The organism is Rhizobium sp. S163 (genome assembly GCF_030380805.1).
Classification (GTDB): Bacteria; Pseudomonadota; Alphaproteobacteria; order Rhizobiales; family Rhizobiaceae; genus Rhizobium.
The window spans coordinates 1-11,900 of sequence record NZ_JAUDSA010000013.1; the positions used below are offsets into that span (position 1 = coordinate 1).

Consider the following 11,900-nt stretch of genomic DNA (forward strand, 5'->3'; position numbering starts at 1 on the left):
GTTCGGCAGTTCCTTATCGACGAGCAATGTGATCCGGAAAAGATCGAACGCATCATCGCTGATGAGCTAAATACATAAGGTCTGCGGCCTAGCCCGGATGGTTACCAACAGGCGGAAACGCGAAGCGTTCATTTGCGCAGCGATGGAGCCGGTTGCGGCGATGGACCCGGCACAGTCGGCCGGGGTCTGATGTCTGAGGGATGATGGTGTCCGAGCAGGAGAGAGCTTTGCCATTCTGGCATCGCTGATCAATTCCGCCAAGTTAGCAAAACCTCGTACAGGTCGCGATAGGAAGCTGCCATCTGCTCAGCGGAGAAAAGTTTCTCAAACCGCTCCCTGCTCGCGTCGCCGAATACCTTCGCCCTGTCTGGATTTTGGACTAAGGAGCTCATTGCGTCCGCAAGGGCCGGAGGATTTGCGGGCGGCACGACCCAACCCGTCTTACCGTGTACGTTAACAAAACTTGTGCCAGTTTCAATTTCGCAAGAAATCAACGGTTTGCCAAATATTGATGCCTCGACAAGTGAAAGCCCAAATGCCTCGGAGCGTAAATGCGAGGGGAAGACCATGCCGATACTTAGGTCTAGCAGAGCAGATTTATCAGCATCAGAAAGCGCGCCTAGGAAATGAACATTAGAGAGACCAAGATCATTGGCATAGGCCTTCAGTGAAGACGCCATAGGGCCCGTGCCGATGATCGCAATGTCTGCATTTGTATATCGAGCAGCTTCCAATAAGAAATGCACTCCTTTGTAGTACCGCAATACGCCTACGAATACAAAGAAAGGACGCGAGAGCCTTCTTCGCCACTGGTCCTTTAAGTGCTCAGGGGGCGGCGGGTAGTTAGCTTCATCAAGGCCCAGTGGGATAATCGTGGTCTTGTCGCCATAGCGTTGTAGCACGTGGCTACTCGCTGCATAGTTCGGTGATGTAGCGACAATTCGATCAACGCGTTCCAAAAAACGATGCATCACCGGTCTGTATAGCCGCAGAAGGATCCGCTGCTTAACGACATCGGAGTGATAGGTGACTACTGTGGGCTTTCTAAGGCGAGAGGCAAGATGAACGACATCCATAACCGGCCAAGGAAAGTGATAGTGAATGATGTCGGCTTTCTCGCTCAATTCCGCGAACCTACCGAACACCTCGCGGGAGAAACCTGTTGAAGCAAATTCAAAATCGAGCTTGGCTTTGTAAGCAATGTGACCGTCGAACTCTTGCGTATTTCGCTCAGGTTCGTCACTGAGCGAAAGCACGTCACTTTGTACCCCGTATCTAGCCGTCCCTTTAGCGATCGCGTGTATGGTCCTCTCTACCCCACCGAAAGTGTCTGGCCAATACGTCTTGAAAAAATGTAGAACTCGCATCTCGCTCCAATTGTGACGAAGACTAAATTCTTCAGCATCCTCACTCAAATATCTTGATCGGCGAGCACTCCGAGAGCGTACACCCAATCTACTTTTTAGTTGCCTCAGTTGCGGCCGAACTCGTCGACGATACGGATGATGTCGTCTTCGCCGAGGTAGGAGCCGGTCTGCACTTCGATCAGCTCGAGCAGGATCTTGCCCGGGTTGGCGAGGCGATGGACTTCGCCAAGGGGTATGTAGACCGATTCGTTTTCGCGCAGCATCTGCACGTTCTCGCCGATCGTCACTTCCGCCGTGCCCTTGACGACGATCCAGTGCTCGGAGCGGTGGTGGTGCTTCTGCAGCGACAGCTTCTTGCCTGGCGTGACGAAGATGCGCTTCACCTGGAAGCGGTCGCCGTTGAAGATCGAGGTGTAGCCGCCCCAGGGGCGGTAGGAGGTCGGGTGCGTCTCGGTGAGCTTTGATGTTGCCGGCTTGGAGGCGAGCATCTTGACGATGGCGCCGACGTCCTGGCTGTCCTTGAGGTGACCGACATAGACGGCATCTTCGCTGGCGATGACGGCGACGTCGTCCATGCCGTTGACCGCGAGATGCACGCCATGGGTCATGACCAGCGAGTTGCGCGTGTTGACCACGGTGGTGTTTTCGGCGGCGACATTGCCCTTTTCGTCAGGATTGCCGCTTTTCCAGATTGCATCCCAGCTGCCGAGATCCGACCATTGGAAGGGCGAGGGAACGACGGCTGCGTTCTTTGTCTTCTCCATGACCGCGTAATCGATCGAGATATCCGGGCTTTCGGCGAATGCCGCCTTGTCGAGGCGGATGAAGTCGAGATCCTTGACACCTTGGGCGACCGCTTCGCTGGCAGCCTTGAGAACGGCGGGGGCGAAGGTGGTCATTTCGCTGAGCAGCTTGGCGACCGGGAACATGAACATGCCGGAATTCCAGTAGAAGCCGCCCGATGCCAGCATCTCCTCGGCTTTCGCGAGCGGCGGCTTCTCGATGAAGCGCTTGACCGTCAGCGCGCCGCTCGGGAGAGCCTCGCCGCCTTCGAGATAGCCGTAGCCGGCTGCCGGTTCCGTCGGCTTGATGCCGAAGGTGACGAGCTTGCCTGCGGATGCGGCGGCAATCGCGGCGCGCACCGCGTCGAAATAGACCTGGTCGGCATCGATCTCGTGGTCGGAGGCGAGCACATGCATGATGGCACTCTCGCCGAAGCGGTCGCGCACCAGTGCGCCGGCTGCGGCAACCGCTGCGGCCGTGTTGCGGGCCATCGGCTCCAGAAGGATGCTCGAGAGCGAGATATCGAGTTCGCGGGCCTGCTCGGCGACGAGGAAGCGGAACTCCTCGTTGGTGATGACGATCGCCGGTTCATAGAGCGTCTTGTCGGAGACGCGCAGCAGGGTTTCCTGGAACAGCGTGGTGTCGCCGATGAAGCGGATGAACTGCTTGGGGGCGGTGGCGCGCGACAGTGGCCACAGGCGCGTGCCCTTGCCGCCTGCCATGATAACCGGAACGATCTTCTGCGTCATCTGGGTCGTGTCCTCGAAATGGTCTTTCATCTTTGATCAGTGTGCACCGGCAAAGGCGCAGATGCGCGCAAGGCCGCTTGCTAGGAGGTCAGTGGCGGCGCCTTGCGTTTCGGCTTCGACATAGCAGCGCATTTCCGGCGCGTTGCCCGAGGGCCGGAAGTGGATGATGCGGTTGTCGGTGAGCGTCACGCGCAGGCCGTCGATATCGCTGGTGCTTGCAACCTGGCCGATCGGCTTCAGGAAGTCGGCGAGATTATCCAGGCTTGCGCGCAGATGGGCCATCAGCCTGGCGCTGGTCTCGACCGGGAAGTTCTCCAGCCGGTCGGCGGCGGCGAAGGGGAGCGCGTAGCCCGATGCGATGACCGACAGAGGGCGCTTGTTTGCGGCCGCCTGCGCCAGTGTCGCCAGAACAGGCAGGAAGCAATCGCGGGTCGGCAAGGCCAGCAGCGTGGTGCCATTGACCTCGAAAGCGCTCGCCACCAGCGTGCCGCCATTGGCCTCGAAGCCGACGACGCCGGTCTTGCCCGACGTAATCGCCTCCTGCATCCCTGATATCACGAAGGGCGATCCGACGCGGGTGCGGATGACGCTGAACGATCCTGATGCTTCAATGCCGGAGTTGGAAGTCACCGGTGTCACCACGGCATCGGCGCCGAGGAAGTTGGCGGCGATCAGGCCAAGGAGGTCGCCGCGCAGCGGGGTGCCGGTCTCATCGGTCACCAGCGGCCGGTCGCCATCGCCATCGGCAGACACGATGGCGTCGAGGCCATGATCGCGTGCAGCCTGCTTCAAAAGTGCAATGGTCTCTTCCGAGACGGCTTCGGTATCGACGGGAATGAAGTGCTCGGAGCGCGCGAAAGCCGTGACCTCTGCACCAAAGTGCTTGAGCAGGTCGACCATGAGATCGCGGGCGACGGTGCTGTGCTGGTAGACGCCAACTTTCAGGCCGGCAAGTGCGTTGGAGGGCAACAGGCTGGCGTTACGCTTCGTGAAGAGAGCGAGACACTCGGCCGACCGATCCTCGGCCTGCCGGTCGTCCAGCGGCCAATCAAAGCCAATGCGGTCGAGATCGGTTGCCGCCGCCGTGATTGCGGCTTCATCGGCCTTGTCGATCTCGCCATCCGGCCGATAGAACTTGATGCCGTTGCGATCGGCGGGGATATGCGAGCCGGTGATCATCAGCGAGGCGGCGCTAAGATGCAGGCCATAGAGCGCCAGCGCCGGCGTCGGCACCGTGCCGCAATCGATCATCGCAAAGCCGAGCTTGTCGAGCGCCTTGATGCAATCGGCTGATATCTCAGGGCTGGATTGGCGAAAGTCACGGCCAATAAGGATCGGGTCTCCGGCCTTTGCCCGGCCGCTTTCGAGGAGATAGCGCCCGAACGCCCTCGCATAGAGCGCCGATGCCCGGCCCTTCAGATCCTCGGAAAGGCCTCGAAGCCCGCTTGTCCCAAATTTCATTCTGAATAAGCCCTCGGCAACGCTTGAATTCGTCCGTGTTTTGAAAGCAGACTACGCAAAGTTCGTAGACTTTGATGGCCGGCGACCGATGTCGCCGAGAGAATCGAACAGCCCACGATCACAACTTTACCTCTAAGTTGCTGGCATGAACGTCGGCTCGTATATTACAAGTACCCCGATCAGACCAGTGGTGGAAATGCAACACCTTAGGCGGTACAGTATTTGGGCCACCCTCAGCCAAGGTGACCACACGGTGGCGTGCCGGTCCAACTATTGGTTTTCCGAGAACTCAAATCTCCCGCTCTCATGCCATGTGACAACAGACCGAATTTTCCTAAGGTCTACGCAAGCTTTGCGTAGTTGCGGGATCACCCAGCGGCGGTCGCCACAGGCTTTGCGCCGGATCGTTGGTGTCTGCAATTTTATGCGCTTCGGATGCAAGTATTCGCGTGGCGTGGTGCCGGCACCGTCTAACTCTCGTGAGGCCACACTATGGCGGGCCAACTCAGTCGCGCAAATAGACATACGATCTCACGACTTACGGCGCCCACGTCGTAGATTAATTGGGGCTTCGTCCCCAGGGTTTGGCTCAGCAAGCAAATCTGAGACCTTACAGCCGAGCGCCGCAGCGATTTTCCCCAGAGAATCCACTCCGAGGTTTATCCGCAGACGCTCGACCTGCGAAATAGAGACGCGCTCAAGATCGGCTTCGAAGGCGAGGCGCTCTTGGGATAACCCACGCTCAACGCGCAACTTCTTCACATTCCAAGCTAATAGCTCACGAGGCGTCATACCCCACCTGCACATGACGACAACGATTAAATAACTGGCTATTGTATACTAATCAGGTTAAGCTCACGCTGTGATTGTAGATTTTAGACGGTCGATCGAATGGAACTGCGCCAACTTTAACTGTTCCGGGCCGTCGCCAGGAGCTCCATTTCGACCGGGCCGCGATCAAGATGAATATCGCCCCAGCCGGCGCTCAGCAACCATGTCATGGCGCTGGAGAAGGAGCTTGGCTGTCCGTTGTTCATCCGCTCCACACGTCGGGTCGAGCTGACGAGGGCAGGGGAGACGTTCTATGATCGGGCTGTGCGCATCCTCAGCGAGATGGAGTTGACGACCGAGCTGACGCGGGCCGCAGGTGGTAGTTGCATTCGCCAGATCAAGATTGGTACCGTCTATCCAGCGACCATGGGCATGCTACCCCTGTTCCTTGGCAAGATCGCCCGCAAGTTTCCCGACGTCCGCATTCACATTGCTTCAGGCAACACCGGAGACATCATTCGCGGGCTGGAGACGGGGCAATTGAACCTCGGCTTCATCAGGCCGGTCGAAAACATCGGATCGCTGCGCTTCTTCTCCGTTGCCCACGAACGCTATCTTCTGGCGGTAGCCGAGAGCAATCCTCTGGCTTCGCTCAACGAGATCTCGATCGAAGACCTACGCGATCAGAAGATCATCGCCTTTAACCGGCAGAACCTCTCTTTCACCGAACGGTACTTCAATGAGAAGTTCGAGGAATACGATCTGACGAAGAACGTCGCCTATAGCTGTGACGACACTTATTCGCTGGTCTCTCTCGTCTCTGCCGGTCTTGGCATCGGCTTTGCACCCGAGTGGACGACCGATATCCCGAACCGCAGCTTCGTGCTCAAGAAGGTGAGGGGGNGCGGCGAGGTTAGTCAGTCGCCCCAAGCGTAGCTCCTGCCTCTCACCGCCATTTCGAGGCAGCGCCACCGCGTCCTGCCCCGGCTTTTGGTCCTGCCAGGCTCGCGGCGGCTGCAACGGCTTCGCCGTCCTGCTCTGCGTTTCGGCCCTGCGGGTGCCGGCCGCCGCTCTTAGCCCGGCTTTCGGACCGCCGTAGCAGGTCGCGATGGTCGCGACCTCAAGCGGAGGCCGACATGACAAGAGAGCACATCAACCAGCGATCCGATATCTACAGCCGCATCACCGACAAGATCATCGCCGAACTCGACCGCGGCGTGCGCCCCTGGACCCAGCCATGGCAAAGCGCCTTGCCATCACAGACCGTTACCCGTCCACTTCGCCACAATGGCGAGCCATATTCCGGCATCAACGTCCTTCTCCTCTGGTCTGAGGCAATCGCACGCGGCTTCTCCTCGTCGACCTGGATGACCTATCGTCAGGCACTGGAACTGGGAGCCGCCGTTCGCAAGGGCGAGACCGGCACGACCGTCGTCTTCGCCAGTTCGATCATCCGCACCGAGACAGCCGAAAAAGGCGATGATGTCGAACGCACCATCCCCTTCATCAAAGCCTATACCGTCTTCAACACCGACCAGATCAAGGGGCTCGATGGACAGCATCAGGCAAATGTCGATCTATCCGATCCGTTTGATCGCATCGGGATGGCCGGACGTTTCTTTGCCAATACCGGAGCACTCATCCGCCATGGCGGGTCGTCCGCCTACTATGCCGCCGCCAAAGACTACATTCAGATGCCTCTTCTCGACAGTTTCGTCGATGAGGCTAGCTACATTGCCGTCCTCAGCCACGAAATGACGCACTGGACATCAACACCCGCTCGTCTGGATCGCGATTTGTCCCGCTACGCCAAAGACCGCACGGAACGTGCCCGTGAAGAGCTCGTTGCCGAACTTGGCAGTGCATTCCTCTGCGCCGATCTCGGCATCACCCCGGAGCTTGAGCCAAGGGCCGATCATGCAAGCTATATCGATGGATGGCTGAACGTGCTTCGTGGCGACAAGCGCGCCATCTTTCAGGCCGCAGCCCATGCACAGCGCGCAGCAGACTACCTGCATCACCTGCAGCCCCGCATCACCGGTGATGATGACGACGAAGGGGAGGCGGCGTGAGCCGGCTTCACCGTATAGATAAAGTGTGGACTGGCTAATTTGCTCGAACTTTCCTCTCGCAGACCCGATTCAATGTGGTCAGGACCGAAACTTTTGGCGAGTGATATCCGTCAGCAAGGAAGAGTAACCGAGACTATCAAAGGTTTTAGTGGATCGTATCGCCTCTGCGAGCTTTTTCAGAGGTGCAAAGAGTGACGAATTAAGATGCACCCCGAGCACAGGCATCTATGCCCCGTGTCTGAGCCCTCCCGCGGTCTTGGCTAGCTCCACTTCGTGTAGAAGCCAAAAGTGCTCCTATCTGCTCCTCAGTGGGGTTGTCATCAACCCGAGCATACAATCTTCACTGGCTTAAGTCTCTCGGCCCGCCTCGAAATCGTACGCCAACGCCGCCGCTGATCATTTCGCCTTCATTTTCAAAAATGACGTCGGCAGCTTCAAAAGTGAGCGTCAGGAGCCGGAGGTTGCTCTCGCGCATGTCGCCGCCCTTTTCGAAAGCGCGGATCGACACAGCGCTGATTGAGGTCCGCTTGGCGAGTTCGCTTTGGGTCCAATCGAGAAGAGCTCTTGCGGCGCGACATTGAGAGGGTGTGAGCATAAACTTTTGTTTTTCGAAACTTTAATGTTGAAAAGATAAGTTGCAGATGTTATCAAGGTTAAACTTATCTTTTGCGAAGCAGTGTGGCAACAATGCTCACAGGCGGCGGAGAGGCTTCTATGGAACTTCGCCAACTATCCCTGTTTCGAGCCGTCGCCGAGGAGCTCCACTTCGGGCGGGCTGCGATCAAGATGAACATCGCCCAGCCAGCGCTCAGCAATCACGTTATGGCGCTGGAGAGGGAATTGGGCTGCTCCTTGTTCATCCGCTCCACTCGTCGGGTCGAGCTGACGAGGGCAGGGGAGACCTTCTACGACCGGGCCGTTCGCATCCTCAGCGAGATGGAGCTGACGACCGAGCTGACACGGGCCGCAGGCGGCAGCCGCATTCGCCAGATCAAGATCGGTACCGTCTACCCAGCCACCATGGGCATGCTGCCCCTGTTCCTTGGCAAGATCGCCCGCAAGTTTCCCGACGTCCGCATTCACATTGCTTCAGGCAACACCGGAGACATCATTCGCGGGCTGGAGACGGGGCAATTGAACCTCGGCTTCATCAGGCCGGTCGAAAACATCGGATCGCTGCGCTTCTTCTCCGTTGCCCACGAACGCTATCTTTTGGCGGTAGCCGAGAGCAATCCTCTGGCTTCGCTCAACGAGATCTCGATCGAAGACCTACGCGATCAGAAGATCATCGCCTTTAACCGGCAGAACCTCTCTTTCACCGAACGGTACTTCAATAAGAAGTTCGAGGAATACGATCTGACGAAGAACGTCGCCTATAGCTGTGACGACACTTATTCGCTGGTCTCTCTCGTCTCTGCCGGTCTTGGCATCGGCTTTGCACCCGAGTGGACGACCGATATCCCGAACCGCAGCTTCGTGCTCAAGAAGGTGAGGGGGATCGACTTCAAGATCGGGCTTGGCATTGCGTGGTCGAAGGAGGATCCGACCGCGTCGCGAGACGATATCGTCGAGATCGCGAAATCGATGGTTCGGCGGGTTTGATACAACGTCCACGCTAGCTTCTTTGAGTATGGTGTTACCGTCTCTGGGGTTTGGCTATGCGAGCGCGCCACTTGACTGCCGTACTCTCCCGGTCTTGGCCGCAACCACCGAGCGTGTCGCATTTATTCAGCCTCATACCCTGCTGCTTTGAAGAAGTTTCGGCATTCGGTGACGGAGAAGAGGTTGATGATGTCGCCGAGCGCTTTGGTGATTGTAGCGAAGCTTCGAGCGGCCCGCTTTCGAAGGAGTGACTCGAGTTTCGAGAATGCCATTTCGATGGGGTTGAGGTTCGGCGAATAGGTCGGCAGGAAGAGAAGCCTTGCGCTTTTTACCTTGAGCAACTGTTCTGCCTTTTCGCCGGGCGATAGTGTTGGCACAAGTTGTAATGAACGGTCGCGTCTTCGAAGCGTGGATCGAGACTGGATGGCCCTGGTTGGCGGCGCCTAGAGAACCGGTTGAGCGATGCAGGATCATCACGTTGTTGACGAAACGAGTCGAAACCCGGAAATGCCGAGCGGCTTCACGGTGGCTATACCCTTCATTTACAAATGCAACGACACGCTCACGCAACTCGATTGGGTGTGGCTTGCCGTGGTCTTGCTTCTCCTATAGGCGAAAAGAATGAAGGATCAGCTGATTTGAAAATCTCGAACCTGATTTGGCGCGACATGCTCTAATTTCCGAGGTAAAGGTGCGAGATCCCATGGAGTGGTCGCAAACGCGAGACGCCTCCGCGTCATCGGTTTCCCTAACAGGATGAGCTAGACGTTTCGCAAAATTGCGCATCCTCATTCAGCCGTTATGGCCCACGGGTGCTCGCAACTCGTAGCTCCTTCATCTAAGATCGGTCTCGCTTCAACTTTTCAAATTCTCCGAACCACGACTCCGGTTTGGGGCGCCGTCGAGCGATCTCGTGTCAGCGGCGAGGCTGGCGCGACAAGATGCGCCTGCTCCGTTAGCGGGGGAAGCGAAAACCGCGATAAAACTAGACCTGAAACTCGAGCGAAACTCATTGTCGAGGAGCAGCTTTAAGTAAAGCGTCGAACTGAGCTCGGATGCGGCCCGGTAGAAGCCCGAACCCCTACGTCCTTCGGATAGCGTCGGGAACATTGCCGCGGGAAGGGGACGGGAATACCTTTAAGACCGAGACTTCACCAGCCGGGCGGTCAGAATGTATCGGACGTTTGAAACACGTTTAGCCCTGACGGCGCAGCAATTCGACATTATAGAGCGGTACGCGGCCCTCTTGGGGACAATCGAGCGTACCATTTACAGCCGACTGCGCAGGGGGCGTGCGTGGAAAGGTGATTTGCGAACATCGGTGCACAGAGAGTTTGGTGTCCATTCAGCAGTGGTAGCCATGGTTCACCGCCAACTTTTGGCCAGGCTCAAATCTGCTCATTCTGTCTCTAAACTCCACCGGGACCAATTGAAGCGCCGCCTCTGGCAGGAATGTTTACGCCTCGAGATCAAGAAAAAGAGGATCTCCCAAACAGATCAGCAAGCGGCTCGAACGAGAAAGCGCTTGGCAGAAGCGGCATATACATTCGACAGCCGGCCTCAGCAATTAACGGCCGCTCAGCTGCGGAAATTGAAGAATGCACTTGACCGAAAATTCCACTGCGAAAGGCGTCTGAAAATTCTCGCAGCCCGCAAGTCTCATATTTTGCGATCCATCCATTTCGCGAAGCGCAAAATCCAGAAGATCGCCTCGCGACTGAAGCGAGCGGAGTGTGAGACTGCGGAGCCAAGGCTCCACTTTGCGCCAGGTAAGCTTTTTCTTGCCCAGCATCATCTCCAGGCATCGGGTTTCTCATCGCATGAGGAGTGGCAAAGAGCGTGGCGTGAAGCCCTTTCCAGCAAGTTTTTTCTGGAGGGCGACAAAAGTACGCCTTCTGGGAACAGGTACGCGCGTTTGCATGTAAGAAGGGGCCTCTACGACCTCGAGCTTAGGCTGCCCGCTGCGCTGGCGGCGGGAGCAGACCGGAGCGAGGTGGTCAAAGGCCGCATCATCTACATCCTCGACGTCAGAGGTCTCAACTTCCATCACGGTCGTGACAGCATCCAGCGGGCTTTGAATAAGGGGGCACCCGTAACGGTCCGATTCCACAAAGACGATGTGTCTTGGAAGGTGTCGGTCACCGTGTACGAAGAAACGAACGTCCCGCGCGTTTGCTGGGATGACGGCGCCGTGGGCCTTGACTGGAACGCGGGAAAGATCGTCGCGGCAATGGTCGATGGCGCAGGTAACCTCATCAAGACCAACACGTTTGCCTGCCCGACGGCAGGTGGCACCGCCAATCAGACAAAGGAGAAGATCCGGAAGGTCTGTTCGCAAATTGCGGCATTCGTTAAGACACTCCACGTGCCTCTAGTGATCGAAAAGCTCGATTTCGCCCAGGTTCGGTCGTCGCGTCGGGCATTCGCCGATAAGACGTATGCACGTAGGGTGGCGTTATATCCCTACGCGCAATTTACCAAGGCAATGACGTCGGCGTCGGCCCGGCAAGGTATCCCGCTTTCCGTCGTTGCATCCGCTCATACCACCCGAGTGGGCCGATATAAATTTGCAAGACGCTACGGGTTATCGACCCATGAGGCGGCAGCATTTGTCATCGCAAGACGAGGCATGAAATTCTCTGAAAGGCTGAATGGACCAACGCTTCAACACGAGCGTTGGCAATCCCGACCGATGCGCCCGACCGTTACCCATGTGGAAAGGAAGGCACGTAAGAGCGGGGGCAAGCTTCAGCCTGTAGGAGATAGAGAAGGTGGCTCGCACACAGAGGCTGTCTCCACCATGGACGTGGAGACCACAGCACGACCTCACCGTCGCCTGTGGCGGAGCGTTAAGCCGCTCCATAGCCTTTCGGTCTTCTCGGGACGTTCCTTGGGAAACCGCTTCAGCCGTGGTTCTGAGGGCTGGGAGCCGCGCCGGGAATAAGTTTCCCGCAGCAGCCGAATTATGAGGTTTACTGCCCGAGACGCGCAACTATGTGCAGCGGGTGATAGAGAACTACGAGGTCTACAAGGCCCGGTTGGGTCAGCCCGTTAGCATCCAGCAGGACCTGATCGGCGGACGCAACGCGTCGTAA

General features: G+C 57.5%; 8 protein-coding genes and 2 pseudogenes. 4 read left to right on the forward strand and 6 right to left on the reverse strand.

Going from position 1 to position 11,900, the window contains the following annotated elements; all coding sequences use genetic code 11:
* Window positions 1-248: 248 nt before the first annotated feature.
* From QTL96_RS12790 to QTL96_RS12805, 4 genes are all read right to left on the reverse strand, one after another.
* Window positions 249-1,367, reverse strand: coding sequence for a glycosyltransferase family 4 protein (locus QTL96_RS12790; protein WP_289727909.1), 1,119 nt, complete (start codon window positions 1,365-1,367; stop codon window positions 249-251).
* Window positions 1,368-1,471: 104 nt separating this feature from the next.
* Window positions 1,472-2,899: a mannose-1-phosphate guanylyltransferase/mannose-6-phosphate isomerase gene (locus tag QTL96_RS12795; RefSeq protein ID WP_289727902.1), complete on the reverse strand. Its 1,428-nt coding sequence runs from the start codon at window positions 2,897-2,899 to the stop codon at window positions 1,472-1,474.
* A 36-nt stretch (window positions 2,900-2,935) separates the two neighbouring features.
* Window positions 2,936-4,360 carry a phosphomannomutase gene (locus QTL96_RS12800; protein WP_289727903.1) on the reverse strand — a complete coding sequence of 475 codons (1,425 nt, stop codon included), beginning with the start codon at window positions 4,358-4,360 and terminating at the stop codon, window positions 2,936-2,938.
* A gap of 531 nt (window positions 4,361-4,891) precedes the next feature.
* Entirely contained in the window at window positions 4,892-5,167 is a 276-nt protein-coding gene (locus QTL96_RS12805) for a helix-turn-helix transcriptional regulator (RefSeq protein ID WP_354669132.1), read from the reverse strand.
* Window positions 5,168-5,272: 105 nt separating this feature from the next.
* Between QTL96_RS12805 and QTL96_RS12810 the strand changes: the two are divergent.
* Window positions 5,273-6,031 (forward strand): annotated as a pseudogene (locus QTL96_RS12810) (LysR family transcriptional regulator); the annotation flags it as partial.
* A gap of 236 nt (window positions 6,032-6,267) precedes the next feature.
* Window positions 6,268-7,203, forward strand: coding sequence for a zincin-like metallopeptidase domain-containing protein (locus tag QTL96_RS12815; RefSeq protein WP_289727905.1), 936 nt, complete (start codon window positions 6,268-6,270; stop codon window positions 7,201-7,203).
* Between the two features lie 340 nt (window positions 7,204-7,543).
* On the opposite strand, the gene QTL96_RS12820 is transcribed toward QTL96_RS12815, so the two are convergent.
* The gene (locus tag QTL96_RS12820) at window positions 7,544-7,798 is read right to left on the reverse strand and encodes a helix-turn-helix transcriptional regulator (protein ID WP_289727906.1); all 255 of its coding nucleotides are present in this window, start codon (window positions 7,796-7,798) and stop codon (window positions 7,544-7,546) included.
* Between the two features lie 119 nt (window positions 7,799-7,917).
* On the opposite strand from QTL96_RS12820, the gene QTL96_RS12825 reads away from it, so the two are divergent.
* Entirely contained in the window at window positions 7,918-8,805 is an 888-nt protein-coding gene (locus tag QTL96_RS12825) for a LysR family transcriptional regulator (RefSeq protein WP_289727907.1), read from the forward strand.
* A 122-nt stretch (window positions 8,806-8,927) separates the two neighbouring features.
* Here QTL96_RS12825 and QTL96_RS12830 read toward each other — a convergent pair.
* A pseudogene (locus tag QTL96_RS12830) lies at window positions 8,928-9,122 on the reverse strand (transposase); the annotation flags it as partial.
* 854 nt (window positions 9,123-9,976) lie between these two features.
* Here QTL96_RS12830 and QTL96_RS12835 point away from each other — a divergent pair.
* A complete protein-coding gene (locus QTL96_RS12835) occupies window positions 9,977-11,749 on the forward strand; it encodes a hypothetical protein (RefSeq protein ID WP_289727908.1) in 1,773 nt (590 codons plus the stop codon).
* Window positions 11,750-11,900 lie beyond the last annotated feature (151 nt).

Bases quoted from the DNA above. Each gene is read 5' to 3' on its own strand.
- QTL96_RS12795 (WP_289727902.1), bottom strand. From the start codon at position 2,899: ATGACGCAGAAGATCGTTCCGGTTATCATGGCAGGCGGCAAGGGCACG.
- QTL96_RS12790 (WP_289727909.1), bottom strand. From the start codon at position 1,367: ATGCGAGTTCTACATTTTTTCAAGACGTATTGGCCAGACACTTTCGGT.
- QTL96_RS12800 (WP_289727903.1), bottom strand. From the start codon at position 4,360: ATGAAATTTGGGACAAGCGGGCTTCGAGGCCTTTCCGAGGATCTGAAG.
- QTL96_RS12820 (WP_289727906.1), bottom strand. From the start codon at position 7,798: ATGCTCACACCCTCTCAATGTCGCGCCGCAAGAGCTCTTCTCGATTGG.
- QTL96_RS12835 (WP_289727908.1), top strand. From the start codon at position 9,977: ATGTATCGGACGTTTGAAACACGTTTAGCCCTGACGGCGCAGCAATTC.
- QTL96_RS12825 (WP_289727907.1), top strand. From the start codon at position 7,918: ATGGAACTTCGCCAACTATCCCTGTTTCGAGCCGTCGCCGAGGAGCTC.
- QTL96_RS12805 (WP_354669132.1), bottom strand. From the start codon at position 5,167: ATGTGCAGGTGGGGTATGACGCCTCGTGAGCTATTAGCTTGGAATGTG.
- QTL96_RS12815 (WP_289727905.1), top strand. From the start codon at position 6,268: ATGACAAGAGAGCACATCAACCAGCGATCCGATATCTACAGCCGCATC.